Origin of the sequence: Streptomyces sp. NPDC002032 (genome assembly GCF_042890765.1) — a bacterium.
Taxonomy (GTDB): domain Bacteria; phylum Actinomycetota; class Actinomycetes; order Streptomycetales; family Streptomycetaceae; genus Streptomyces.
In genome coordinates this window covers 1-25,837 of the sequence record NZ_JBIASM010000009.1, presented here as the reverse complement: position 1 = coordinate 25,837, position 25,837 = coordinate 1, and the positions used below count along the sequence as shown (strand labels likewise).

At 75.0% G+C, this 25,837-nt stretch carries 20 protein-coding genes; 11 read left to right on the top strand and 9 right to left on the bottom strand.

The window, feature by feature from the left end; translation table 11 throughout:
• Positions 1-47: 47 nt before the first annotated feature.
• The 4 genes from ACFYYT_RS21360 (at position 48) to ACFYYT_RS21345 (ending at position 7,543) form a co-directional block, all read left to right on the top strand.
• Positions 48-1,598, top strand: coding sequence for a hypothetical protein (locus ACFYYT_RS21360; RefSeq protein WP_351831715.1), 1,551 nt, complete (start codon positions 48-50; stop codon positions 1,596-1,598).
• Entirely contained in the window at positions 1,595-1,789 is a 195-nt protein-coding gene (locus ACFYYT_RS21355; RefSeq protein WP_388608886.1) for a hypothetical protein, read from the top strand. Before ACFYYT_RS21360 ends, ACFYYT_RS21355 begins: the two co-directional genes overlap by 4 nt.
• Positions 1,786-2,688: a hypothetical protein gene (locus ACFYYT_RS21350; protein ID WP_351831779.1), complete on the top strand. Its 903-nt coding sequence runs from the start codon at positions 1,786-1,788 to the stop codon at positions 2,686-2,688. Before ACFYYT_RS21355 ends, ACFYYT_RS21350 begins: the two co-directional genes overlap by 4 nt.
• Positions 2,689-2,749: 61 nt before the next feature.
• On the top strand, positions 2,750-7,543 hold the full coding sequence (locus ACFYYT_RS21345) for a hypothetical protein (protein WP_388608883.1): 4,794 nt from the start codon (positions 2,750-2,752) through the stop codon (positions 7,541-7,543).
• 39 nt (positions 7,544-7,582) lie between these two features.
• Here ACFYYT_RS21345 and ACFYYT_RS21340 read toward each other — a convergent pair whose 3' ends face one another.
• Positions 7,583-7,909 (bottom strand): hypothetical protein, encoded by a 327-nt coding sequence (locus ACFYYT_RS21340; RefSeq protein WP_351829328.1) that lies wholly within the window; start codon positions 7,907-7,909, stop codon positions 7,583-7,585.
• Between the two features lie 391 nt (positions 7,910-8,300).
• Here ACFYYT_RS21340 and ACFYYT_RS21335 point away from each other — a divergent pair, with 391 nt between their 5' ends.
• The 4 genes from ACFYYT_RS21335 to ACFYYT_RS21320 are packed head-to-tail and all read left to right on the top strand — an operon-like array spanning position 8,301 to position 12,792.
• Positions 8,301-11,240, top strand: coding sequence for a nitrate- and nitrite sensing domain-containing protein (locus tag ACFYYT_RS21335; protein WP_351829331.1), 2,940 nt, complete (start codon positions 8,301-8,303; stop codon positions 11,238-11,240).
• Positions 11,237-11,674, top strand: a complete 438-nt coding sequence (locus tag ACFYYT_RS21330) for a roadblock/LC7 domain-containing protein (RefSeq protein WP_351829333.1) — start codon at positions 11,237-11,239, stop codon at positions 11,672-11,674. The genes ACFYYT_RS21335 and ACFYYT_RS21330 overlap by 4 nt, the downstream gene beginning before the upstream one ends.
• A gap of 10 nt (positions 11,675-11,684) precedes the next feature.
• Positions 11,685-12,191, top strand: a complete 507-nt coding sequence (locus tag ACFYYT_RS21325; protein ID WP_351829335.1) for a DUF742 domain-containing protein — start codon at positions 11,685-11,687, stop codon at positions 12,189-12,191.
• Complete coding sequence (locus tag ACFYYT_RS21320) at positions 12,172-12,792, top strand: ATP/GTP-binding protein (protein WP_351829338.1); 621 nt, start codon at positions 12,172-12,174, stop codon at positions 12,790-12,792. Before ACFYYT_RS21325 ends, ACFYYT_RS21320 begins: the two co-directional genes overlap by 20 nt.
• A 301-nt stretch (positions 12,793-13,093) precedes the next feature.
• Here ACFYYT_RS21320 and ACFYYT_RS21315 read toward each other — a convergent pair whose 3' ends face one another.
• The 4 genes from ACFYYT_RS21315 to ACFYYT_RS21300 form a co-directional block, all read right to left on the bottom strand.
• On the bottom strand, positions 13,094-14,284 hold the full coding sequence (locus ACFYYT_RS21315; RefSeq protein ID WP_351829340.1) for a lipid-transfer protein: 1,191 nt from the start codon (positions 14,282-14,284) through the stop codon (positions 13,094-13,096).
• Entirely contained in the window at positions 14,281-14,736 is a 456-nt protein-coding gene (locus ACFYYT_RS21310) for a zinc ribbon domain-containing protein (RefSeq protein ID WP_351829343.1), read from the bottom strand. Before ACFYYT_RS21310 ends, ACFYYT_RS21315 begins: the two co-directional genes overlap by 4 nt.
• A gap of 63 nt (positions 14,737-14,799) precedes the next feature.
• Positions 14,800-15,138 carry a DUF962 domain-containing protein gene (locus ACFYYT_RS21305; RefSeq protein ID WP_351829345.1) on the bottom strand — a complete coding sequence of 113 codons (339 nt, stop codon included), beginning with the start codon at positions 15,136-15,138 and terminating at the stop codon, positions 14,800-14,802.
• A gap of 13 nt (positions 15,139-15,151) precedes the next feature.
• On the bottom strand, positions 15,152-15,901 hold the full coding sequence (locus tag ACFYYT_RS21300; protein WP_388609038.1) for a M15 family metallopeptidase: 750 nt from the start codon (positions 15,899-15,901) through the stop codon (positions 15,152-15,154).
• A gap of 29 nt (positions 15,902-15,930) precedes the next feature.
• Between ACFYYT_RS21300 and ACFYYT_RS21295 the strand changes: the two genes are divergently transcribed.
• Complete coding sequence (locus ACFYYT_RS21295; protein ID WP_351829348.1) at positions 15,931-16,440, top strand: NUDIX domain-containing protein; 510 nt, start codon at positions 15,931-15,933, stop codon at positions 16,438-16,440.
• Between the two features lie 52 nt (positions 16,441-16,492).
• On the opposite strand, the gene ACFYYT_RS21290 is transcribed toward ACFYYT_RS21295, so the two are convergent.
• Positions 16,493-17,050 carry a hypothetical protein gene (locus ACFYYT_RS21290; RefSeq protein ID WP_351829351.1) on the bottom strand — a complete coding sequence of 186 codons (558 nt, stop codon included), beginning with the start codon at positions 17,048-17,050 and terminating at the stop codon, positions 16,493-16,495.
• A gap of 121 nt (positions 17,051-17,171) precedes the next feature.
• Positions 17,172-19,751 carry a TIM-barrel domain-containing protein gene (locus tag ACFYYT_RS21285; protein WP_351829354.1) on the bottom strand — a complete coding sequence of 860 codons (2,580 nt, stop codon included), beginning with the start codon at positions 19,749-19,751 and terminating at the stop codon, positions 17,172-17,174.
• Positions 19,752-19,961: 210 nt separating this feature from the next.
• On the opposite strand from ACFYYT_RS21285, the gene ACFYYT_RS21280 reads away from it, so the two are divergent.
• Both ACFYYT_RS21280 and ACFYYT_RS21275 read left to right on the top strand, forming a co-directional pair.
• Positions 19,962-21,938, top strand: a complete 1,977-nt coding sequence (locus ACFYYT_RS21280; protein WP_351829356.1) for an acetoacetate--CoA ligase — start codon at positions 19,962-19,964, stop codon at positions 21,936-21,938.
• 58 nt (positions 21,939-21,996) lie between these two features.
• Entirely contained in the window at positions 21,997-22,971 is a 975-nt protein-coding gene (locus ACFYYT_RS21275) for a hypothetical protein (protein WP_351829359.1), read from the top strand.
• Between the two features lie 83 nt (positions 22,972-23,054).
• Here the strand turns inward: ACFYYT_RS21275 and ptsP are convergent, their stop codons facing one another.
• The gene (gene ptsP, locus ACFYYT_RS21270) at positions 23,055-24,725 is read right to left on the bottom strand and encodes a phosphoenolpyruvate--protein phosphotransferase (protein ID WP_351829360.1); all 1,671 of its coding nucleotides are present in this window, start codon (positions 24,723-24,725) and stop codon (positions 23,055-23,057) included.
• 73 nt (positions 24,726-24,798) lie between these two features.
• Positions 24,799-25,248: a PTS glucose transporter subunit IIA gene (locus tag ACFYYT_RS21265; RefSeq protein WP_351829363.1), complete on the bottom strand. Its 450-nt coding sequence runs from the start codon at positions 25,246-25,248 to the stop codon at positions 24,799-24,801.
• Positions 25,249-25,837 lie beyond the last annotated feature (589 nt).

The following is a 25,837-nucleotide window of genomic DNA, read 5'->3' as shown; positions in this document are numbered from 1 at the left end:
AGGGCGCCCGCGCGCCTGGACGACGGCGGGGACGATCCGGCCGAACCATGCCGTTTGGGTTGTTGTCCGTGTCACCGCCTAGTCTTTCCGTCGTGACTCTCCCCGCCCCGGCGAAGACCCTTCCGTCCCCGGCGCCGGGCCCGGCCGCCGACGAGGGCCTGGCCCGGCGGCTGCGCGCCCTCGCCTGCACCGCCCCGCTGCACGACCTCGACGTACGCAAGGCCAATCTGGCCGGCGAGTACGGGGTCTACGCCATGGCGGAGGTCGCGCTGTCCGCGATCGACCTCGTCACCCTCAACATGGACTTCGACACCGGCGCCGACCACGAGCAGATAGTGGCCCGTCTGCTGCCGCGCGTCGCCGCCCAGGCCCCGCACCGGCCGGCGGCCGAGCACGAGCGCGTCGCGCGCTGGGTGCTGGAGAACCTGGTCAACGTGGGCAGCGTGGACCGCGGCTTCCGCGCGATCTACGGCACCTTCGGCCCGGACGGCGTGTACGTGCGCCGCGACTACGACTTCAAGCTGATCGAGGAGGTGCCGGGCTACGGCGGCGCCGTCTACCTGCGCACCACCGACGAGGCCGTCAACGTCCTGGTCGGCGCCCTCGACACCGATGTCACCAGCGCGCAGATCGCGGCCGAGGTCAAGCTGGAGGTGCTGATCAGCCGCGGCCGCCTCGCGGACGCGCAGCTCGCCGCCGAGCAGGCCCGCTACCGCACCGTCCAGTACGCGGAGACGCTGCGCCGCACCCTCGACGCGACCCGGCGCAACGTCCGCGCGGTGGACTGGCTGGAGACCGTCCCGGACATGATCGCCGAGGCCCTGGACCACGTCGCCGACCGCTACCGGCACGAGAACGCGATCCTCACCAACATCCGCAAGGCCCGCGACGAGGCGGAGGACCCGGACAACAAGCGGCGCGCCGCGGAACTCGTCGACATCGTCAAGGACTGCATCCGCCGCCACACCCAGCTGCAGTCCCGGCTGCTGGACGCCGGCCCGCTCTTCCGCGCCGAACAGGACCGGCAGGCCTTCGCCGCGCCCGCCCCGCGCTCCGGCATCGACCTCTACGGCCAGCTCGTCGCCCCCGTGCTGCCGCTGCCGCTGGAGCGGGCCGTCCGGGTCACCGACGCCTTCTTCGCGGCGGGCACCGGCCTGCGCACCCCCGTCTCGGTGCGGGTCGCCGACCTCGTGGAGATCCTGCTGACGCCGCCCGTGGAGCGGGAGCACCTGGGCGCGGAGATGCCGGAGCCCGATCTGATCGCCACCCCCGACGACAGCCGCTTCAGCGAGGAGCAGCTCGCCGCCGCCAACCGCCTCCTCGACCTCCCGCACGACGCCCCGCGCCGGCTGTCCGGGCTGCTCGCCGAGGCCCGCCTGGCCGACCCGGAACTGCCCTACCTGGTGGCGCTGCTGGCCGTGCACGCGGCGAGCCCGGCCGTGGGCACGGCGTACCGCCAGGGCGAGGAGCGGATGCTGTTCGCGGTGGACGACGGCACCCGGCTCGATGACCCGGAGTTCGGCGGCGCGGACCTCATCGTCGGCACCGCCCTGCTGGACGCCGCCGGCATGGCGGCGGCCCGCTCGGAGGCGGCATGACCCCCCGGGCCCGGGCCGCCGCACCGGCCCGGGCCGCCGCGCCGGCCCAGGCCCCGCCCCGGGCCGCCGCGCCGGCTCCGGTCGTCGGAGTGACCCCCGTCCCGGGCCCCGGACGGCAGATGCCCGGGGCGGTCCGTCGCCGGACCCCCGCAGACCACGTACACCGCACCGCCGAGGAGACCCACCCGTGAGCGACCACCACGCCGAGCACCCCGCGTGGAGCGAGCCCGACGCGCCGTCGGCCCCCGTCGCGCCCGCCCCCGGAGGGTCCCTCACGCCCGCCGACGCCGCCGACGCGGCCCGGCTCGTCGCCTTCGGGCTCCAGCCCAAGCTGTTGCCCGCCCGCGACGCGGAGTACGCCGAACTGCTGCGCCGCTACCGCGAGGAGCCCGCCTTCGGGCGGCTCGCCGACGCCATCGCCACCGGCCTCGGCCTGGTCGTGCTGGAGGTGTCCCCGCGCGCCGGGATGGCCGTCGCCGCGGGCGAGGACTCCGTCTTCGCCGTCCGCATGGGCGACTACGCCCGCCGCACCGCCGCCGACGGCGGCGACCGCTTCCTGCACGGCCTCGCCCACCTCGCCGTCGCCGCCCTCGCGTTCCCGCGCCCCGAGGACCTCGCCGACGACGGCTACATCGGGCGCGTCACCGTCAACGGCGTCGACTCCTTCGTCCGCCAGACCTGCCGCCGCCTGGAGGAACGCGCCGAGCAGCTCGGCGAGAACACCGACCCGGCCACCGACGCCCCCGGCCTGGAGGCCGCCTGGCGGGTCTACGCCCGCCGCAGCGCGACCGGCGCCACCAAGGACGCCCGCCGCCTGGCCGGCTCCACGACCGGCATCGTCGGCAAGGCCGCCGCCTTCCTCACCGAATCCGGCTTCCTCCAGCGCACCGGCGACGACGCCGGCGGCACCTACCGCACCACCCCCCGCTACCAGCTCCAGGTCCGCGACATGGCGGGCAGCGCGGCCATGGCCGAACTCCTGGAACTGGGCGTGGTCCCCGTCGGCGACGGCACGGCCACCCTCCTGCCGCCGCCCGAGGGCGACGACCTGGAGCTCGCCGCCGACGCCGGCCTGCCCTTCCACGCCTGAGCCCCGAGCTCCGAGCACCGATCCCCGTACGCACCACGAGAGACCGCGAGAACCCGCCGCCATGTACGAGCTGTCCCGGATCCGCCTCTACTCCATCGGGCCCGCCGGCGCGCGCTACGCCGACACCGTGCTCGACCTGCGCGGAGTCGGCGAGCCGGTGCCCCACCCGGCGCCCGCGCAGGCGGAGTTCTTCGAGGACGAGCCCACCGGCCCGCCCCGGCGCCCCGCGCCCGCGGGCGTGCTCTTCCTGGAGAACGGCGGCGGCAAGTCCGTCCTGCTGAAGCTGATCTTCTCGGTGATGCTCCCGGGCCACCGCAACACCCTCGGCGGCGCCAGCTCCGGCGTGCTGCGCAAGTTCCTGCTCGCCGACGACTGCGGCCACGTCGCCCTGGAGTGGCAGCACACCCAGACCGGCGAGTGCGTCGTCGTCGGGAAGGTCAGCGAATGGCGCGGCCGCCAGGTCTCGGGCGACCCCCGCAAGTTCGCCGAGGCCTGGTACTCCTTCCGCCCCGGCCCGGGCCTGGGCCTGGACAACCTCCCCGTCGCCGAGGCCACGTCCGTGCGCCCGCCCGTCGAGGGCGCTTCCGGCGCCCAGGGCCGCCGCCGCACGATGAAGGGCTTCCGCGACGCGCTCACCGAGGCCGGGAAGGCGTACCCGCACCTGGAGGTGTACTGGGAGGAGATCCACGACCGCTGGAACGAGCACCTCACCGAACTCGGCCTCGACCCCGAACTCTTCCGCTACCAGCGCGAGATGAACGCCGACGAGGGGGAGGCCGCGGGCCTCTTCGCGGTCAAGAAGGACTCCGACTTCACCGACCTGCTGCTGCGCGCCGTCACCGACACCCGGGACACCGACGGCCTCGCCGACCTGGTCCACGGCTTCGGCAACAAGCTGGGCCGCCGCGCCGAGCTGATGGCCGAACGCGATTTCACCGCCGGTTCCGTGGACCTCCTCACCCGCATCGTCGAGGCCGCCGAGACCCGCTCCCGGCTGCGGGACGTCCACGCCGGCGCCGAACGCCGCACCCGCACCCTGGCCCGGCGGCTGTCCGCCCGCGCCACCGCGGAACGCGGCCGCGCCGCCGACCTCGCCCAGCAGGTCACCGGCGCCGCCCACGAGGTCACCGCCGCCGAGGCGCAGCGCGCCCGCAGCGCCGCCATCGCCGCCGAACTCGCCTACCGGCACGCCTCGCTGGCCCTGGCCGTCGCCGACAAGGCCGCCGCCGCCCAGCGCCGCGAACTCCTCGAAGCGCGCACCCTGCACTCCGCCTGGCAGGCCGCCGAGACCGTCCTGCGCCACCGGGCCGCCGCCGACGGCTCGGCCCGCGTCGCCGCCGCGATCCTGGAGGCGGAGCGGGACGCGGCCCCGGCCCTCGCCGCCCGTGCCACGGCCGCCGGGGAGCTGGTACGGGCCCTGCACACCGCCGCCGAGGAAGGCGAACGCCGGGCCAACGAGGAGGAGGAGCGTTCCGCCGGCCTCCAGGACATCGGCGAGAGCGCCCACCGCGACGCCACCGCCGCCGCGACCGCCGCCCAGCGCGCCCGCAGCGAGGCCGAACACCTGCGGGCCCGCCTCGCCGAGGTCGAGCAGGAGACCGCCGAGGCCGTGAAGGCGGGCTGGCTCGACGACACCGCCCCCGACGCCGACCCGGCCCGCGCCGCGCTGGCCGCCAGCGACGCCGAGAAGGCCGCCGTAGGCGCCTGGGACGAGGCCCGCGAAGCCGCCCGCACCGCGGCCGAAGCGGCCCGCGCGGCGGCCGCCGCCGAATCCCGCGCCGAACTCACCGCCGCCCGCGCCGCCGACGCCGCGGCCGCCGCCGAAGCCGCGCACGCCGCCGAGGAGCGTGCGGCCGCCTCCCTGGCCGCCGCGCCCCGCCTGGCGGAGCTGCTGGGCCTCCCGTCGGCCCCCGACACCTTCCTCCCGCGCCCGCGCGGGGGTACGGGGGCGGGCGCGGCAGGAGCCGGCGCGGACCCGGGCGCTCCCGCCCGGGCCGCCGACGCCGACGCGGGCGGCGCCGTCCCCGCCTCCGGGCACCCGGGCACCGCCCGCTCCGGAGCCGCGGGCGCCGTCGCGGTCGCGGGCCGGCCGGGCGCCGGCCCCGCCTCCGGCCCCGCCTCCGGCGCCACCGGCCTGACGGTCGCCGACCTCGACCGGGGCTCCGAGGAACTGCTGCGGATGCTGGCCGACACCGTCGGCGCCGCCGAACGCCAGCTCTTCGAGCTGCGCACCGCCGCCGCCGACGACGCCCGCATCCTGGGCGCCCTCGGCGACGGCGGCCTGCTGCCGCCCGGCCCCGACGTCCTGGCCACCGTCGAGTACCTCGGCGAGCACGGCATCCCGGCCCTGCCCGGCTGGCGCTACCTGGCCCAGTCCGTGGACCCCGCCGACCACGCCGCCGTCCTCGCCGCCCGCCCCGAGCTCGTCGACGGCGTCGTCATCACCGACCCGGACACCCACCAGCGCGCCCGCGAGGTGCTCTCCGCCGCCGCGCTGCTGCCCCGCTCCGCCGTCGCCGTCGGCACCGCCGCCGCGCTGCTGGCGCCGGCACCCCCCGCGGACGGCGATCCGGCCGTGTCCGGTGTTTTCATCGTTTCGCCGAACCCGGCCATGCACGACGAGCACGCCGCCGACGAGGAGCGCCAGGCCCTGCGCGCCCGGGCCACCGCCCGCGACACCGAGATCCGCGAACTCGCCGCCCGGCTCTCCGGCGACCGCGAACTCGCCGCCCGGCTCGCCTCCTGGCGCACCGGCTGCCCGCCCGGCCGGCTCACCGAACTCGCCGAGCACGCCGCCGCGGCCCGTTCCTTCGCCGAGGAGACCGACGCCGAACTCGCGGAGGCCCGTACCGCCCGCGCCGAGGCCGACGAGGCCTCCGGCGACGCCACCCGGGTCCGCGACGAACGGCAGGACACCGCCCAGCGGGCCCGCCGCGCCGCCGACCTCCTCTCCGGCCTCGCCCACCGGCTGCGCGAACGCGCCGGCTGGCAGGCCCGGCTCCGCGAACTCGCCGACGAGGCCGCCGAGTCCGAGGCCCGCGCCGAAGCCTGCCTGGACCGGGCCCGCGCCGCCGACGAGGACCGCCGCGCCGCCCAGCGCGCCGCCGACGACGCCCGCCGCACCGCCCGCGCCCTGCGCGCCGAACGCGCCGAGATCGCCGGCGCCCCCGACCAGCTCCCCGACGGGGACGCCCCGCGCGCCCCGCTCCCCGAGCTGCGCGAGGCCTACCGCGCCGCCTCCCGGCTCTACGAGAAGGTCGGCGTCGGCGCCGACCTGCGCGCCGAACAGGCCCGCGCCGAGAGCGACGAGAGCGCCGCCCTCGCCGAACTCGACCGTCTCACCAACAAGGTCCGCACCCGCGCCGCCCAGCTCCTCGAAGGCACCGACGGCGCCGACGGCCCCTCCCGGCAGGCCGCCGCCGCCCGCGCCGAGGCCCTCGTACAGATGCTGGAGTCCCGGGCGTCCACCGCGAGCGAGCAGCTCGGCCGGCTGCGCGGCGAGGCCGAACGGCACGCCCCCGCCGAGGGCGACGCCCACACCGAGCTCCCCGGCGAACTGGTCCCCGCCGACGCCGAACAGGCCCAGGGCCTGCTGCGCACGGCCACCGCCCAGCTGGCCGCGCACTCCGCCGCCGTGGAGTCCGCCCGCGCCGCCCACGCCGACCTGCTGCGCGCCCACCGCACCGCCGAGGACGGCGCCGGCGGCTTCGAGGAGACCGCCGCCCTCCTGCGGGACCTGCTGCGCGACCACACCCACCCCGACCACACCGCCGAGCAGGAGCCGGTGGCGCACCCGGGCACCCTGGAGGAGGCCCGCCAGTCCGCCACCGAGGCCCGCCGCTCCCTGCGCGGCTGCGCGGCCGACCTCTCGGCCGCCGAGTCCGCGCTGCGGGAGGCGAGCGACGTCCTCGTCCGGCACGCCAACGCGACCCGTTACGAGCAGGTACGCACCCCCGCGCGCCAGCAGATCCGGGAGCTGCCCGCCTCCGCGCTGCCCGAGCACGCCGCCGCCTGGGCCACCGCGTTCGCCCCCCGGCTGCGCGTCCTCACCGACGAGCTCGCGCAGCTGGAGCGCAACCGCGACAGCATCGTCGACCGGCTGCGCGGACTCGTCGAATCGGCCCTGGCCACCCTGCGGTCGGCGCAGCGCCTGTCGCAGCTGCCCGAGGGCCTGGGGGAGTGGTCGGGACAGGAGTTCCTGCGGATCCGCTTCGAGGAGCCCGACCAGGCCACCCTCACCGAGCGGCTGGGCGAGGTCATCGACGAGGCCACCCGCGCCGCCGTCAAGAAGAACAGCGCCGCCTCCTTCGGCGAGGGCGGCCGCCGCGACGGCATGTCCCTGCTGCTGCGCGGCGTCCAGGCGGCGCTGGAGCCCAAGGGCATCGCCGTCGAGATCCTGAAGCCGGACGCGGTGCTGCGCGCCGAGCGGGTGCCCGTGGGGCAGATGGGCGACGTCTTCTCCGGCGGCCAGCTGCTCACCGCCGCCATCGCGCTGTACTGCACCATGGCGGCGCTGCGCAGCAACGACCGCGGGCGCGACAAGCACCGGCACGCGGGCACGCTGTTCCTGGACAATCCCATCGGCCGCGCGAACGCCACCTACCTGCTGGAGCTCCAGCGGGCCGTCTCGGACGCCCTCGGCGTCCAGCTGCTCTACACGACGGGCCTGTTCGACACCACGGCGCTCGCCGAGTTCCCGCTGGTCATCCGGTTGCGCAATGACGCCGACCTGCGGGCGGGCCTGAAGTACATCAGCGTCGAGGAGCACCTGCGCCCGGGACTGCCCCAGCCCTCGCCGGAGGGGGAGACCATCCACGGCGAGATCACGGCGACCCGTATGTTCCGCCGCTCCTGACCGCGGCCCGCCCACCGCGCGGCGGGGCCCCGGCGACGCTCAGCGCCGCCGGGGCCCCGCCGCGCTGCTGGGTTCGGACAGGACCCCGTGGCGCTGGCTCCACATCTGGCGGGTGATCCACACGTCGAGCACCGCCCAGGTGGCCACCACCGTCCCGGCTATGCCGATGAGCACGAGCGGGAGGGCGAGCCAGGAGCCGGTCACCGCGAGGAAGAAGGTGATCGTGGCCTCGGTCAGGGTCACCGCCACCACCAGGAGCGCCCGTACCGCGCTGCCGCGCACCGGGTCGGGCATGCGGTACCGGCGGGCCGGTTCCTCCACCCACAGGCCCCGGGCCGCCGCGCCGTCCTCTTCGTACATCCTCATCGTCCGCTCACTTTCCCGCCGAGCGGCCCGCCCATGCCCGCTGATGCCCGCCGATGCCCCGCCGATGCCCCGCCCGTGTCCTCGTCCTGTCAGACGTGCGGGGCGGTCCGGAGATTCCCGTATCGCGGACGCTTCGAAGATCGCGGAACGAAGAATTCCAGCCATCCATCCGAATGCCGGTACTCACACCCCACCAAGTGTCATCTGCCACATATCGGGCTGGACTTGACCGGAAGTATCGGACAACTGGTGATCTTCGTCGGGGGGCCCGGCCGAAAATGTCCGGACACGCCTTCGAAGCCGCTCCGCGGCAGTAGTAGGCTCACGCCGTTTAAATGACGGAACACCGACCCCTGGCAAGGGGGTTGAGCTGGGGGAGGCTGGGGAGGCCATGCGCTTTCGCGGGAAGTCCATCCGCCGGAAGATCGTGGCGTTGCTCCTGGTGCCGCTCGTCTCCCTGACCGCCCTCTGGGGTTTCTCCACGGTCATCACCGGCCGGCAAGCGCTCCAGCTGCTCGATGTCGCGTACGTCATCGACAAGGTCGGCTACCCGATCGAGGACGTCGTCCGCGTCATCCAGAAGGAACGCCGCCAGACCCTGGTCGTCATCGGCGACCCCCGTTCCGCCGCCGCGACCGCCGAACTCACCAAGAGCCGCACCGCCACCGACACGGTGGTCCGCGGGATCACCGCGAACGCGGCCGACCCCGAGGTCGTCGACGAGGTCACCCCGCAGACCCGGGCCCGCCTCACCTCCATCCTCGAAGCCTTCCACGGCATCACCGCCCTGCGCCGCTCCGTCGACGGCGGCTCCCTCGACCCGGGCCAGGCCCTGGAGCTCTACAGCCGGCTCGTCGACCCCTGCTACGAGTTCCTGATGAACCTCCACGCCCTGGAGAACGTGGAGATGGACAAGCAGGGCCGCGCCCTCGTCGGCATCACCCGCGCCCGCGAGACCCTCTCGCGCGAGGACGCGGTCATCGCCGCCGCCCTCGCCGCCCGCAACGTCACCGCCCCGGACGTCCGGCACGTGTCCGACCTCGTCGCGGGCCGCGTCCTGCTCTACGACTTCAACCTGGCGATCCTCCCGGCCGGCGACCGCGAGATCTTCGAGCAGTACTGGAAGGGCCCGGAGAGCAAGGCCCTGCGTGACGCGGAGGAACGGTTCATCGCGGCGGGCCCGGGCAAGAATCCGCGCAGCGTCACCGCCGCCCAGTGGGACGAGTCCGCCGGCAAGGTCATCGACGACCTCGCCACCATGGGCACCGCCGCCGGGGACCGCTACCAAAAGCGCGTCAGGCCCGTCGCGATGGGCGTCCTCGTCCAGGCCGCCGTCGCGGGCGTCCTCGGCTTCATCGCCCTCGCCGTCTCCCTCGTCCTGTCCGTCCGCATCGGCCGCGACCTCATCCGCGACCTCTCCCGGCTCCGCAAGGACGCCCACGAGGCCTCCGGCGTCCGCCTGCCCAGCGTGATGCGCCGCCTCGCCGCCGGCGAGACCGTCGACGTGGAGACCGAGGCACCCCGCCTCGAATTCGAGAAGGACGAGGTCGGCCAGGTCGCCCTGGCCCTCAACAGCCTCCAGCGCGCCGCCGTCGAGGCCGCCGTCAAGCAGGCCGAGCTGCGCCGCGGCGTCTCCGAGGTGTTCGTCAACCTCGCCCGCCGCAACCAGGTGCTCCTGCACCGCCAGCTGACCCTCCTCGACACCATGGAACGGCGCACCGAGGACACCGAGGAGCTCGCCGACCTCTTCCGCCTCGACCACATGACCACCCGCATGCGCCGCCACGCCGAAGGCCTGGTGATCCTCTCCGGCGCCGCGCCCTCCCGCCAGTGGCGCAAGCCCGTCCAGCTGATGGACGTCGTACGGGCCGCCGTCGCCGAGGTCGAGGACTACGAACGCATCGAGGTGCGCCGGCTGCCCCGCCTGGGCATCGAGGGACCGGCCGTCGCCGACGTCACCCACCTCATCGCCGAACTCCTGGAGAACGCCACGGTGTTCTCGCCCCCGCACACCGCGGTCCAGGTCCACGGCGAACGCGTAGCGAACGGCTTCACCCTGGAGATCCACGACCGCGGCCTCGGCATGAACCCCGAGGCGCTCCTCGACGCCAACCTCCGCCTGGCCGAGACCCCCGAGTTCGAACTCTCCGACACCGACCGCCTCGGCCTCTTCGTGGTCAGCCGCCTCGCGCGCCGCCATGCCGTGAAGGTCGTCCTCCAGCACAGCCCGTACGGAGGCACCACCGCGGTGGTGTTCCTCCCCGCCGAGCTGCTCACCGAGGCCCCCGACACCAACGGCGCCGGCATCCGCCTCGACGGCATCAAGGGCGCCAAGGGCGCCCCGGGGCTCGTCGGCGCCCAGAGCGCGAAGGCCGTCAAGGGAGCCCCCGGGGCCAAGCTCGCCGGCCGGCCGGTGCACGCGGCCGTGGACCGCCCGGCCCCGCCCCGCCCGCTGCCCGCCGGGGTGCTGAACGGACCGGTGGAGCTGGAGCCCCCGGCCGGGGCGCTCGGCCTGGACGGGCTGGAGGGCGTGGAGGACCCCGAGGGCCTCGACGACGTCGCCACCGGCATTCCCGGCCTCACCGGAGTCGGCGGCCGGCCGCCGATGGCCACCCTCGACGACGAGACCCCGCCCGGCGGCATCTCCCGCAACGCCCTGCTGGGCCTGCGCGCCGCCGACCGCCCGCACGGCGACCGGCACCCCGAGCGCGGGGCCTGGAAGGGCGACCGGATCGGCGACCGCAGCGCGGACCGCCACCGCGACTGGGAGCGGGCCCAGGGCGCCGCGGCCGAGGCCGACCCCGGCCGTGGCCACACCCGTACCGGCGAGCGCGACCGCGGCCGGGACCCGCTGGCCCCCACCGGCCCGGTCCGCGTCGAGCGCCCCCGGCCGGACCCGGCCCGCCCGGACGCCGCCCCCCGCACCGGGGGGACCGTCCCGCTGCCCCGCCGGCGCCCCACCCCGACCCTGGTCGCGGAGCACGGCCGCCGGGTGGAGCCCCGGCCCGCGCCCGGCGGCGAGCCCCGTACCGCCCCCGCCGAGGGCGCGGCGCCCCGTACCGCCCCGGCGGCCCCCGGCGGGCTGCCCCGGCGGGTCCGGCAGGCCAACCTGGCACCCCAGCTGAAGAACGCCCCGGCCCCCGCCGAGGAACGCACCCCCGCCCAGCCGGTGACCGACCGCGACGCGGAGGACGTGCGCGCGCGCATGTCCGCGCTCCAGCGGGGCTGGACGGCGGGCCGCGACGCACACGCACAGCAGCAGTCCGAGGCCGCGGCCGGCACCCCCGCCGCCGACGGTCCCGCGCACGAGAACGAAGGGGACGGTCGATGACCGCACCGCAGACCGGAAACGACACCCGGGGCCGCGGCTCCGGCCCGCTCAACTGGCTCCTCGACGAGCTCGTCGACAAGGTGGGCAGCATCCGCAAGGCGGTGGTCCTCTCCGGCGACGGCCTGCCCACCGGCAGCTCCAAGGACCTGACCCGCGAGGACAGCGAGCACCTGGCGGCCGTGGCCTCCGGCTTCCACAGCCTGGCCAAGGGCGTGGGCCGGCACTTCGAGTCGGGCCGGGTCCGCCAGACGGTGGTGGAGCTGGACGAGGCGTTCCTGTTCGTGATGGCCGCCGGCGACGGCAGCTGCCTGGCCGTCCTGTCCGACGCCGACTCCGACGTCGGCCAGGTCGCGTACGAGATGACGCTGATGGTCAAGCGCGTCGGCGACCACCTGGCGACCGCCCCGCGCACCGGGTCGCCAGCCGGAGGGTGAGACGGACGGCATGAGCGATCCAGGCCAGGCCCATCCCGCCGACACCCCAGGCACCCCGGGCAACCCAGGCACCTCCGCCGCCCCAGGCGTTCCGGGTACCCCGGGCACTCCGGGCGTTCCGGAATCCCCGCCCGAGGGCGGCCACGCGCACTGGTTCGACGACGACGCGGGTCCCGTCGTACGCCCGTACGCCATGACCCGCGGCCGGACCAGTCACGCCGGCCAGCACCGGCTCGACCTGATCGCGCTCGTCGTCGCCGAACCGGCGGCCGACGATCCGGTCTGGGACCTGACCCTGTCCCCGGAGCACGCCCACATCCTCGGGCTGTGCCGGGAACGCCCCCAGTCGGTCGCGGAGCTCGCCGCGGAGCTGGACCTCGCCATCGGCGTCGTCCGGGTCCTGATCGGTGACCTCGTCGCCGACGAACTGGTCCACGTGACCAGGCCGGTACCCCCGGCCGAACTGCCCGATGAATCCATTCTGCGTGAGGTGATCGATGGCCTTCGGGCGCTCTAGCCGCACCGGCGCGATGCATGCCGTGTCGCCGGTCGAGCCGCTGACCCTGAAGATCCTGGTCGCGGGCGGTTTCGGGGTGGGAAAGACCACCCTGGTCAGCGCGGTGAGCGAGATCCGCCCGCTGCGGACGGAGGAACGGCTCTCCGAACCCGGGGCCGCCGTCGACGACACCGTGGGAGTGGAGGGGAAGAGCACCACGACCGTGGCCATGGACTTCGGCCGCATCACCCTGCGCGAGGACCTGGTGCTCTACCTCTTCGGCACGCCCGGACAGGACCGCTTCTGGTTCCTGTGGGACGAGCTGGCCCAGGGTTCGCTCGGCGCGGTGGTGCTGGCCGACACCCGTCGCCTCGCCGACTGCTTCGCCGCCATCGACTACTTCGAGCGGCGCGGCATCCCCTTCGTCGTCGCGGTCAACTGCTTCGACGGCGCCGACCGCCACCCGGTGGTCACCGTCCGCGAGGCGCTCGACCTCGACCCGGAGGTGCCGGTCCTGCTCTGCGACGCCCGCGACCGCGAGTCGGTCAAGGACGTGCTGGTCGGGGTGGTGGAACACGCCATGTCCCTGGCCCGTGCCCGCCGCCGGAGCCTGGGGGCCTGAGCGGCCGCCCCCGAGCAGGGCCCCACGGGTGGGCCGCGCGCGGCGAGGCGGCCCGTACCCCCGCCGACTGGGGTACGGGCCGCAGCTCTCATGGGGGGATCCGGGGGTCCCGGTCGCGGGACCGTGCAGCGAGTGTGAACCCGCCGTCGGAGGCCGTCAAGCATCCCGACAACAGCTCCAGTTCAGACCCGCACCGGCCCCGGCCGGAGCCCGCACCGGCCCCGGCCGGAGCCCGCACCGGCCCCGGCCGGAGCCCGTACCGGTCCGCGCAAGAGCCCCAGAGCCCCCGCCCGCCACGGCCTCAGCGCACTGCCACGACCGCCGAGCCGTGGCCGAACAGCCCCTGGTTCGCGCTGATCCCGGCCCGCGCCCCCGGCACCTGCCGTGCCCCGGCCGTACCCCGCAGCTGCCACGTCAGCTCGCACACCTGGGCGATGGCCTGCGCCGGCACCGCCTCCCCGAACGAGGCGAGCCCGCCGCTCGGGTTCACCGGCACCCGCCCGCCCAGCGCGGTGGCCCCCTCCCGCAGGAGCTTGGCCCCCTCGCCCTCGGCGCAGAGCCCGATGTCCTCGTACCACTCCAGTTCCAGGGCGGTCGACAGGTCGTACACCTCGGCCAGCGACAGGTCCCGCGGCCCCAGCCCGGCCTCCTCGTACGCGGCCCGCGCGATCGAGGCCCGGAAGGACCCGGCCGCGGGGGCGGCCGCCACCGCCGAGTCGGTCGCGATGTCCGGCAGGTCCAGCACCGTACGGGGATACGTGGGGGTCACCGTCGACACCGCCCGGATCCGCACCGGGTCCGCCACCCCGCGCGAGCGCGCGAACTCCATGCTGCTCAGCACCAGGGCCGCGCCCCCGTCCGAGGTGGCGCAGATGTCCAGCAGCCGCAGCGGATCGGCCACCACCGCCGAGGCCGCCACCTCCCCGGCGGTCACCGCCTTGCGGTAGCGGGCGTTCGGGTTGAGCGCCCCGGCCGCCGAGTTCTTCACCTTGACCTGCGCGAAGTCCTCACCCGTGTCCCCGTACAGCGCCATCCGGCGGCGGGCGTACAGCGCGAAGTACGCCGGGTTCGTGGCGCCGAGGATCCGGAAGCGCAGCCAGTCCGGATCGTCGGGCCGCTCACCCCCGGCCGGGGCGAAGAACCCCTTCGGCGCGGCGTCGGCGCCCACCACCAGCACCACGTCCGCCAGCCCCGCCAGGATCTGCGCCCGGGCCGCCCCGATGGCCTGGGCCCCGGAGGCGCAGGCCGCGTACACGCTGGTCACCCGCGCCCCCTGCCAGCCGAGCGCCCGCGCGAAGGTGGCCCCGGCGACGTAGCCCGGGTAGCCGGAGCGCATGGTGTCCGCCCCGACGACGGAACCGACGTCCGTCCACTCCAGCCCGGCATCGGCGAGCGCGGCCCGGGCGGCCGCCCGCCCGTATTCGACGAAGCTGCGCCCCCATTTGCCCCACGGGTGCATGCCGGCCCCCAGGACGGCCACCTCCGCGTTCACGAGGCCCCTCCCACCGGCTTGAACTGCCAGGTCAGCCAGCTGGTGCCGGCGTCCTCGTGCAGGACGCCGCCGACCGCCTCGACCTCCATGCCGACCGCCAGGTCCGCCACCGTCACCCCGGGGACCGTCTGCCCGAGTACGACCATCCCCTCGGCCTCCAGTTCCACCGCGACCAGCGTGTACGGCTCCCAGGGCACCTCCGGATCGGACGCGTACGGGGCGGGCGGCCGGTAGCGGCCGTCGGTGTAGGACCAGACGCGGCCGCGCGGGGACAGCGGCACCTCGGCGAGCTCGCCCCCGCCGGGGCAGTGCGGATTGCGGCAGTACGCGTCCTCGCGCGGGAAGAACACGGCGGTGCAGGCGGAACACCGGGTGCCGAGCAGACGGAAGCCGCCCGCCGCGCCCGGTTCGGTGAACCACCCCTGCACGACGGGTGTGCGTGTGCGTTCCAAGACCCCTCCCGGACAACGTCATCTGACGAAGCATCAGAAGTCTGCCACGGTAGGGCGCGGCGGTCACCGGTTCTCGGCGAGCCACTTCCGGGCGATCTCGTCCAGCTCGGCGTCCCGCCCGGCCAGCATCATCCGGATCATGCGCGCGTCCCCGCGCAGCGACCAGGCCGGATGTCCGAAGGTCGCCGGGTTGTTGCCCTCGATCAGGAAGTGCGCGGGCCAGGCCGTCCCGTACCCGATCAGGGGCAGCGCGGCCAGGTAGCGGCGCCGCCCGCGCGCCACCCCGTACGCGCCCAGCGCCAGACCGGTCAGCGTCCCGCCGAGGTGCACCCAGCGGGTCGCGGCCCGGGAGTGCATGGCGACGTAGTACGGCCAGAACTCTTCGTACGAACCGAAAGTCATACGCGCACGCTACTCATGGCCGCACGGCCGCGACAGACACCGGAACGTCGAAAGCCGTCCCGGGGAAGGCCTCCGGCCGCAGCGTGAAGTGCCACCACTCCTGCGGCAGGTTCACGAACCCCCGCGCCCCCAGCACCCGCCGCAGCAGCCGCCTGTTCTCCCGCGCCGCCGCCGCCGTCCCCGGGGCGTCCGTGTGCGACTCCGGGCCGAAGAAGTCGAACGCCGTGCCCATGTCCACCTCCCGCCGGGCGGGCAGCGCCACCAGCGTCACGTCGACCGTACTGCCGCGGCTGTGGGCCGACTCCGCGGCGATGTACCCCTCCGCGATCAGCCGCGACTTCGCCACCCCCGGATAGTGCTCCGCCTTCGCCTCCGGGTCGTCCGGCTCCCCGGCCCACCGCACGAACCGGTCCACCGCCCGCCGCGGCCGGTAGCAGTCGTACACCTTGAGCGAGTACCCGCCGCGCAGCAGGTCCCGCTGCGCCCGCCGCAACGCCTCGGCCGCCGGCCGGGCGAGCAGGCACACCGGCTCCTCGTACCCGTCCACGACCCCCCGGGTGAAGTTCCGCACCCCGGCGTAGCGCATGTCCTCGGCCACGCTCGGATCCACCTCCCGCAGCGCCACGAACCCGGGAAGCCGCTCGTGGCCCGCCACGGCTCCGGCCGCCCCGGCCCGCGCGCCCGGGGACGGCGCCGGATGTTCCCGGGGGGCCGGCAGCAGCGCCAGCCCGGCCACTGCCGCCACCGTCCCGACCACCAGCATCCGCATGCCCCTTGGCATACCATCCCCGCATGCCGGCACAGCTGAAGGACTCGCACTGCTCCACCTGCGGAGCCCTGTTCGACACCGACTCCTGGCCCCGTACGTGCCCCGCCTGCGGGGCCGTCACCTACCGCAACCCGCTCCCGGTGGCGGTCGCCCTGCTCCCCGTCGAGGACGCCTCCGGCACCGGCCTGGCCGTCATCACCCGCACCATCGAACCGGCCCGCGGCGGCATCGCCCTGCCCGGCGGATTCATGGACTTCGGGGAGGACTGGCGGGAGGCCGTGGTCCGCGAACTCCGCGAGGAGACCGGCATCGAGGCCCCGGCCGGCGAGGTGGCCCTGGCCGAGGTCCTCAGCTCGCCGGGCGGCCACCTGCTGGTCTTCGGCCTCCTGCCGCCCCGCCCGGCGCACACCCTCCCGCCCTCGGTCCCCACCGACGAGACGACGGGCTGGCACGTCCTGCGCACCCCGGCCGAACTGGCCTTCCCCCTGCACACCCGGGCCTCCGCGGCATGGTTCGCGGGCCACTACGGCTAGCCGGAAACCTTGTGGGCGCCGCCCGCGCCGGGACGGACCGTCCCGGCGGAGGCTACAGGGGCAGGTCCGCCGCCAGCCCGGCCAGCGCCCCGAGCCCGATCACGGTCCCGGAGACGACCGCGCCCCGCGCCCACAGCTCCCGCGCCGGTACCGGCCGCATCCGCAGCAACACCCCCGCCAGCAGCGGCAGCACCGCGCAGCCGGCCGTCCACGCCCAGAGCGGCCCGAAGCCCGGCAGCACCTCCCACCGGGTCCCGAGCCACCACTGGACGAGCAGCGCCGGCGCGACCGACAGCCCGGCCAGCAGCACCGTCAGCGCCACCGGCTCCGGCCAGGCGCTCAACCGGGCCGTCCAACGCCCCAGCACGGCAAGGGGCTTGACCAGCAGCAGCCCGTGCAGGAAACCGGCCCCGACGGCGGCCGCCCCCAGCAGCCCGAGCTCCGCCGCCGACCCGCCCGGCACCCGCCCGGTCACCAGGAACAGCCCCCACACCGTGACGAGCTGCCAGGCCCCGACGACCTCCGCACCCGGCGCCAGGTCCCATCTGCGCACTCCGCCCAGCACCCGTCGGTACGGTGCGTACGGCCGCGCCGGGCTCGCCAAGACCATCACGGACTCCCTGTTCGTTCGGCTCGGCGGCATCCCGCCGCCGCCCGGCAGGGTGCCGCTCCCGCCTATGGCGCCGCTATAACGGTCCCGCCCCTCTCCCTCCTGCTCCCTCTCGCCCCTCCTACACCCCCTTCACCTCCACCCCCTTCACCGCCCCGCCCGCGTCGTCCTCCACCACCACCGCGTCCCCGGCCCACCGCACGGTGTACCGCTCGACCTCGCCCGCCTCGAAGCCCGGCCCCGGATCCCGGATCACCACCCCGCCGCCGGTCCTGCCCCGCGCCGGGGCCCACGCCTCCAGCCCCACGCTCCCGTCCCCGCGCCGCACCGGCAGCACCGCCCCCGCCCGCGCCAGCACCGGCGTCCGCCCCGGCCCGGCGTCGAGCAGCACCTGCCCGGGCCCCTCGTGCGCCGCCCCCGTCGCGGTGTCGTACCAGCGCCCCCGGGGCAACCGCACCGCCCGCCGGTCCGCCCCGCACTCCAGCACCGGGGCCACCAGCAGCGCGTCCCCCAGCAGGAACGCGTCCTCGCAGTCCCGCAGCACCCGGTCCTCCGGCGCGCCCCACCACAGCGGCCGCACGTACGGCGCCCCCGTCCGCCGTGCCAGGTGGGACAGCGTCACGAAGTACGGCCGCAGCCGCTCCCGTTCGGCCAGCACCTCCCGCGCGTACGCCTCCACCCGCGGCCCGAACTCCCAGGGCTCGCGCCGCCCGGCCCAGATCGCCGAGTGCGTACGGAACAGCGGCAGGTACGCCCCCAGTTGCAGCCACCGCAGGTACAGCTCGGGCGACGGCGTCCCCCCGAAACCCCCCACGTCCGGCCCGGAGTACGGCACCCCGCACAGCCCCAGGCCCAGCACCAGCGCCAGGGACGCCCGCAGCCCCTCCCAGCCGGAGTCCACGTCACCGGACCACGTGCCCCCGTACCGCTGCATCCCCGCCCACCCCGACCGGGAGAAGAGGAACGGCCGCTCGGCGGGGCGCAGCCGCGTCAGCCCCTCCCAGCCGGCCCGCGCCATCGCGAGCGCGTACACGTTGTGGGCCGCCCGGTGGTCCCCGCCCGCCCCCTCCAGCACGTGCCGCGCCGACCTCGGCAGCGTCGCGTCCCCCCACGGAGCGAAGGACACCGGCTCGTTCATGTCGTGCCAGAACCCGGCGAAGCCCTGCGCGAGCCGCTCCCCGTACAGCCCGCCCCACCACTCGCGCGCCGCCGGATCCGTGAAGTCCGGGTAGGCGCACTCGCCCGGCCAGACCTCGCCCCGCACCTCCCGGCCCCGGGCGTCCCGTACGAACGCCCCCCGCTCCCCGACCGCGAGCCCCGAGGCGTGCACCGCGTCCCCCGCCTTCACCGCCGGGTCCACGATCGACACCAGCCGCACCCCGCCGGCCCCCAGCTCGGCCGCCAGCCCGGGCAGGTCCGGGAAGGCCTCCCGGTCCACGGTGAACACCCGGTGCGCGTCGTAGTGGTCGATGTCCAGGTGTACGCAGGCCAGCGGCATCCCCCGCTCCGCGTACCCGGCCACCACCCGCCGGACCTCGGCCGCGCTTCCGAACCCCCAGCGCGCGTGCTGGTAGCCCAGCGCCCACTCCGGCGGCACCGCGGCGGCCCCCGTCAGCCCCGCCCACCCCTGGAGCACCCGCGCCGGGGTTCCCACCAGCACCCAGCAGCGCGGCGGACCGCCCTCCATGCGCAGCTCGCTCGACCCCGGCCGGTCGGCGCCGGAACCGGCCCCCTCCTCACCGCCGCGCAGCACCACCCGGCCGTCCCAGGGGTTGTCGTAGAACGCCAGGTGGGTCCCGGCGTCCGCGACCACCAGCTGCACCGGCATCGTGATGTACAGCGGATCGGTCCCCGGCCCGAACCCGCCCTTGGGGTCCGTGTTCCACAGCCGGTACTCGCCGTCCCGCAGCCGGGGCCCCCGCGACCGGCCGCCCAGCCCGAAGAACCGCGCGTCGGCCGGCACCTCGGCCCGCTGCAACCACCGCCCCCCGCCCCCGACACCACCCCCGGCCCCGCCGGCAGCCCCGGCCCCGCGTTCGCCGGTAGCCCCGCCCCCGCCTCCGCCGGTAGCCCCGGCCCCGCGTTCGCCGCCGCCCGCTGCCCCGCCTTCGCCGGAAGCCTCCGTACCCCCTTCGGCTGCCGCCCCCGCCCCGCCCACGCCGGACCCCCCCGACCCGCCTCCGCCGACGCCCTCCGCAGCCCGCTCCCCGGCACCATCACCGACGGCCCCCGCCCCCGCCACCGGGTCCCACCAGCGCGGCGGCAGCTCCCTGCGCAGCACCGCGCCGCCCGGCGTGCGCACCTCCACCGCCCCGTGCCGGGACACCGCCACCGTCACCCGCTCCGACACCACCCGCCAGCCGCCGTCCGTGTCCGGCTCCAGGGAGGCCCGCGGATCCGGCTCCGGGCCGGTGCCCACCAGCGCGTACGAGGGCGTCGGCCGCGCCCCGTCCCAGCCCCAGAACACCGCCCCGCCCACGGTCACCCGTACCAGCAGCTCGGAGCGCGCGAAACGCAGCACGCCCCCGCCCGGCCGGGCCTCGGTCCCGGTCAGCAGACCCGGCACCCGGGCCCGCTCCGCACCCCGGCGCGGCAGCGCCTCCGCGTCCGCCCGCCGATGGCGCCAGGCCGAACGCCACGCGCGCCGCCCCCGCGCCGTACCGATCTCTTTCACCGCACGCACCAGATCACGACCGTCCATGCCGTCACCCTGCCACCGGGGCGCCGCGCGGCGGGGTGCGTTCAACTGCCGTTCACCCGGAAAACGATCACACCCGACCATCCGGGACAGCTCTGGTGCGGATGTCGATCACATGGCATCGTCCCTGTGAGCCGCCGCGCACACACCCGCGCACCGGTGGCACCGTACGCACACGAAGCGCGAGCCGCAGACTTGACCGGGAGCCGACCCATGACCTCAGCCACCCCGCCGGAACCCCTCTGGTCCCCGAGCCCCGACCGGATCGCCTCGGCCCGCGTCACCGCCTTCCAGGCCTGGGCCGCGGAGCGCTTCGGCGCCCCCGCCGAAGGCGGCTACCCGGCCCTGCACAGCTGGTCCGTCGACGAGCTCGACACCTTCTGGCAGGCCGTCGCCGAGTGGTTCGACGTCCGCTTCACCACCCCCTACGAGTCGGTCCTCGCCGACCGTTCCATGCCCGGCGCCCACTGGTTCACCGGCTCCACCCTCAACTACGCCGAGCACGCCCTGCGCGCCTCCGAGGACCCGGCGCGCGCCGCGGACCCGGCCCTGCTCCACGTCGACGAGACCCACGAACCCACCCCGGTCGCCTGGTCCGAGCTCCGCCGCCAGGTCGGCTCGCTCGCCGCCGGACTGCGCGCCCTCGGCGTCCGCCCCGGCGACCGGATCAGCGGCTACCTCCCCAACATCCCCGAAGCGGTCGTCGCCCTCCTCGCCACCGCCGCCGTCGGCGGAGTCTGGACCTCCTGCGCCCCCGACTTCGGCGCCCGCAGCGTCCTCGACCGCTTCCAGCAGGTCGAACCCGTCGTCCTGTTCACCATCGACGGCTACCGCTACGGCGGCAAGGAGCACGACCGCCGCGAGACCGTCGCCGAGCTGCGCGCCGAGCTCCCCTCGCTGCGCGCCGTCGTCCACATCCCGCTCCTCGGCACCCCCGCCCCCGAGGGCACCCTCGCCTGGTCGGAGCTGACCGCCGGCGACACCGAGCCCGTCTTCGAGCCGGTCCCCTTCGACCACCCGCTCTGGATCCTCTACTCCTCCGGCACCACCGGCGCCCCCAAGGCGATCGTGCAGTCCCAGGGCGGCATCCTCCTCGAACACCTCAAGCAGCTCGGCCTGCACTGCGACCTCGGCCCGCAGGACCGCTTCTTCTGGTACACCTCCACCGGCTGGATGATGTGGAACTTCCTCGTCTCCGGCCTGCTCACCGGCACCACCGTCGTCCTCTACGACGGCAGCCCCGGCTACCCGGACACCGCCGCCCAGTGGCGGATCGCCGAGCGCACCGGCGCCACCCTCTACGGCACCTCCGCCGCCTACGTGATGGCCTGCCGCAAGGCCGGGGTCCACCCGGCGCGCGACTTCGACCTCTCCGCCGTGAAGTGCGTGGCCACCACCGGCTCCCCGCTCCCGCCCGACGGCTTCCGCTGGCTCCACGACGAGGTCGCCGAGGACCTCTGGATCGCCTCCGTCAGCGGCGGCACCGACGTGTGCAGCTGCTTCGCCGGCGCCGTCCCCACCCTCCCCGTGCACATCGGCGAACTCCAGGCCGCCTGCCTCGGCACGGACCTCCAGGCCTGGGACCCGGCGGGCAAGCCCCTCACCGGCGAGGTCGGCGAACTCGTCGTCACCAACCCCATGCCCTCCATGCCGATCCACTTCTGGAACGACCCCGACGGCAGCCGCTACCGCGACAGCTACTTCGAGATGTTCCCCGGCGTCTGGCGCCACGGGGACTGGATCACGATCACCGACCACGGATCGGTGGTCATCCACGGACGCTCCGACTCCACCCTGAACCGGCAGGGCGTCCGGATGGGCTCCGCCGACATCTACGAGGCCGTCGAGCGGCTCCCCGAGATCAAGGAGTCCCTGGTCATCGGCCTGGAAGAGGCGGACGGCGGCTACTGGATGCCGCTCTTCGTCCACCTCGCCCCCGGCGCCGTCCTCGACGAGGCCCTGCGCAAGAAGATCGCCGCCACCATCCGCGAGCAGCTCTCCCCGCGCCACGTACCCGACGAGGTGATCGAGGTCCCGGCGGTCCCGCACACCCTGACCGGCAAGCGGATCGAGGTCCCCGTCAAGCGCCTCCTCCAGGGCACCCCCCTGGCCAAGGCCGTGAACCCGGGATCGGTCGACGACCCCGGCCTCCTCGCCTTCTACGAAGAGCTCGCCCGCAGCCGCAAGTGACTGTCAGTGCCCGTGACTACTCTGAGTGAGCAAGCCTTCGCATCGCTCAGGGGGAACCATGAAGGGCACGCCGAACACCGCGCGCAGCACGAACCGCAGCACGAACCGCACCACCTCACGCCGCCGCCGCGAGCTGCGCCGCGAGGTCCCCAGCACCGTCGGCATCCTCGCCGACCCCGGGGACTTCGCGGCCATGCGCGGCTACCGCAGCTTCACCTTCGGCCACCACGAGGACACCTACGCCGACTACCTCCACCACGTGGACGACCTGCTGCGCTCCCTCGCCGGGCAGGGCATCCACACCACCGTCGCCCTCTTCGACCCCGAGGAGTACACCGACTACTGCACCGAACACGGCCTCGACCCGGACAGCGCCGGGACCCGCACCCGCTTCACCGCCGAACTCGGCGGCCGGGCCGCCCGCCTCCCCTACACCGGCCAGCCCATCGACGAACTCGTACCCCTCCTCGTGGACGCCTCGCTCCGGCAGGCGACGTGGGAGTACGCCGGCGCCCTCCTCTCCGGCGCCGGCAGCTGCGCCGACTGCGGCGACGACATCGGCCGGGCCTCCTTCGAACGCGCCGCCGCCATCCTGCGCCGCCTGGTCGCCGGCGCCGGCCCCGGCCACCACCACTTCGTCTGCAGCGTCCCCGCCGAGCACGAACAGCTCCTCGCCGTCCTGCACGCCGAAGGGCCCGCCGTGCCCTGCGACCCGGCCGGCCTCACCGCGTCCGAGGGCACGGACGGCCCGCTCCTCACCGAGGGCCGCGACGCCCTGGAGTTCGTGACCGTCCTCGCCACCGGCCTCGCCCTCGGCGGAGCCGGGGGACTGGTCCTGCGCAGCACCACCGAGGGCTTCCGCGACCGGGTCCACGGCTGGCGCCTGGACCGCGGCCGCCTGGTTCCCCTCACCGCCGCGGCGGTCTTCGACGCCTACTGCACGGACGCCGACACCGGCGACCCCGTGGCCCCGGAACCCGGCGTCGAATACTGCCCCGGCTTCGAAGTCGACCTCCCCGGCCCTCACCACTGACCACCCCCGGACACGACCGAGGGGCCCCCGCCACCGGCGAAGGCCCCTCGATCACACGGCAATCCGTACGGCAATCCGTACGGCTACTCGCCGGACAGCACCGCCTGGGCGGCCACACGGGCCTCCTCCGCGGTGTCCGCGGCGCGCGCGGCCGCGGCAGCGCGCTCGCACTGCGCGAGCGTGTACTTGGCCAGCGTCGCCCGCACGTACGGAATCGAAGCGGCACCCATCGAAAGGGAGGTGACACCCAGACCCGTCAGCACACAGGCCAGCAGCGGATCCGAAGCGGCCTCGCCACAGACACCACAGCTCTTGCCCTCCGCCTTGGCCGCGTCGGCCGACATGGCGATCAGGTCGAGCAGCGCCGGCTGCCACGGATCCTGGAGCCGGGACACCGCACCCACCTGACGGTCGGCGGCGAACGCGTACTGCGCCAGGTCGTTCGTGCCGAGCGACAGGAACTCCACCTCCTGGAGGATCGAGCGCGCCCGCAGCGCGGCGGAGGGGATCTCCACCATCGCCCCGAACTTCGCCCGCAGCCCGGCCTCGCGGCAGGCGTCCGCGAACGCCTTCGCGTCGATCCGGTCGGCCACCATCGGAGCCATGACCTCGAGGTACACCGGCAGACCCTCGGCTGCCTTGGCCAGCGCGGTCAGCTGCGTCCGCAGCACCTCCGGGTGGTCCAGCAGGCTGCGCAGACCGCGCACGCCCAGCGCCGGGTTCGGCTCGTCGCCCGGCGTCAGGAAGTCCAGCGGCTTGTCGGCGCCGGCGTCCAGCACGCGCACGACCACGCGGCCCTCGGGGAAGGCCTCGAGCACCTTGCGGTAGGACTCGATCTGCTTCTCCTCGGACGGCGCCTTCTTGCTGTCGTCGAGGAACAGGAACTCGGTGCGGAACAGACCCACACCCTCGGCCCCGGCCTCCACGGCCGCCGGCACGTCCGCCGGACCGCCGACGTTCGCCAGCAGCGGCACCCGGTGACCGTCCGAGGTCGCGCCCGGACCGGAGGAGGCGGCCAGCGCCGCCTTCCGCTCGGCGGCCGCGGCCTCCAGCTCGGCCCGCTTCTGCGCGGTCGGCTCCAGGAACAGGTCGCCGGTGCTGCCGTCGACGGCGATGACCGTACCCTCGGCGATCTCACCGGCCCCCGGCAGCGCCACGATCGCCGGAACGCCCAGCGCCCGCGCCAGGATGGCGCTGTGGCTGGTCGGCCCGCCCTCCTCGGTCACGAAGCCGAGCACGAGCGACGGGTCGAGCAGCGCGGTGTCGGCCGGAGCCAGGTCCCGCGCGATCAGCACGTACGGCTCGTCGCTGTCCGGCACGCCCGGCATCGGAACGCCCAGCAGGCGCGCCACGATCCGGTTGCGCACGTCGTCCAGGTCGGCCACGCGCCCGGCCATGTACTCGCCGGCCCCCGCGAGCAGGTCGCGGTAGGACGCGAACGCGTCGTAGACGCCGCGCTCGGCGGTGCTGCCGACGGCGATCCGCCGGTCCACGTCCGCCATCAGCTCGGGGTCCGTGGCGATCATCGCCTGGGCCTCGAGCACGTGCTGGGCCTCGCCACCGGCCAGCTGGCCGCGCGCGATCAGGTCGGCCGACACAGCTTCCACGGCCTGACGGGCGCGCCCCTGTTCGCGCTCCGCCTCGGCCGCGGTGATCTGCTTCGCCGGCGGTTCCAGCACCGCCGTACCCATGTGCCGAACCTCGCCGATCGCCACACCGTGGCTCACGCCGACGCCTCGCAGCGTTGTCTCCATTTCACCGTCTCCGATTGAGCGGCGGACCGTTCCGCCGCGGTGGATGTCCGACTCGCCTGTGCAGGCGGACGCGTCACTGCCAGCTGAAGAGCGCGTCGTCGGCCTTCACGTCCCCGGACTCGACGACGGAGGAGAGGGAGTCGGCGGTCGCCTCGAGCGCGACGACGGGGCAGATGGGGGACTTGCCGGCGGCCTCGACCGCGGCCGGGTTCCAGCGGATGACGGCCTGGCCGCGCGTCACGGTGTCGCCCTTGTTCACCAGCAGCTCGAAGCCCTCGCCGTTGAGCTGGACCGTGTCGATCCCGAGGTGCGTGAGGACACCGTGACCCTCACCGTCGACTACTACGTACGCGTGCGGGTGCAGGGAGACGACCACACCGTCGACGGGGGCCACCGCCTCCGAGGGCTCGCGCACGGGATCGATGGCGGTGCCCGGTCCCACCATCGCGCCGGAGAACACCGGATCGGGCACTGCCGCAAGTCCGATGGCCTGCCCGGCAAGTGGGGACGTCACGCTGGTCATGGGGGCCTCCCAGGGGTGGGGCTTCTTCGTGTCGCCGTCACTACCTGTCGCGAACGGCGTACTCTTCAGAAGGATAAGTCACAGGTTGTTCGGGTTCGCCCGATGTTGGTCCCGATCCGGGCTGGCCCTTTGGCACGGAGACTAGTGGACTAGACCGGTGGACTAGACCATACGCGTGAATGGATTTGCCTGAGCACCAGAGGGCCTGTACTGTCGTGACTCCCGCCAGGACGAGTCGTGTGAACTTTTCACGAACATCCGTTGGACGGGACTCCTCCTCTTAGCAGTGCCGATCTTGATCTCGGCCCTTCCGTGTGCCTTTTCGGCGCCACGGCGGGTGGTCCGGGAGACGGAAATCCACTGGTAGGGTTTGGATCGCCGGAAAGGGAAAGCGCGAAAGCGCAGAACCTCGAAAGCGCCGAGGAAATCGGGCCCGAAAGAGTCTGATAGAGTCGGAAACGCAAGAACAGAACAGAACGAAGCCCGGAGGAAAACCCCAGTAAGTGTTACTGAGGGTGAGTACAAAGGAAGCGTCCGTTCCTTGAGAACTCAACAGCGTGCCAAAAATCAACGCCAGAAGTTGATACCC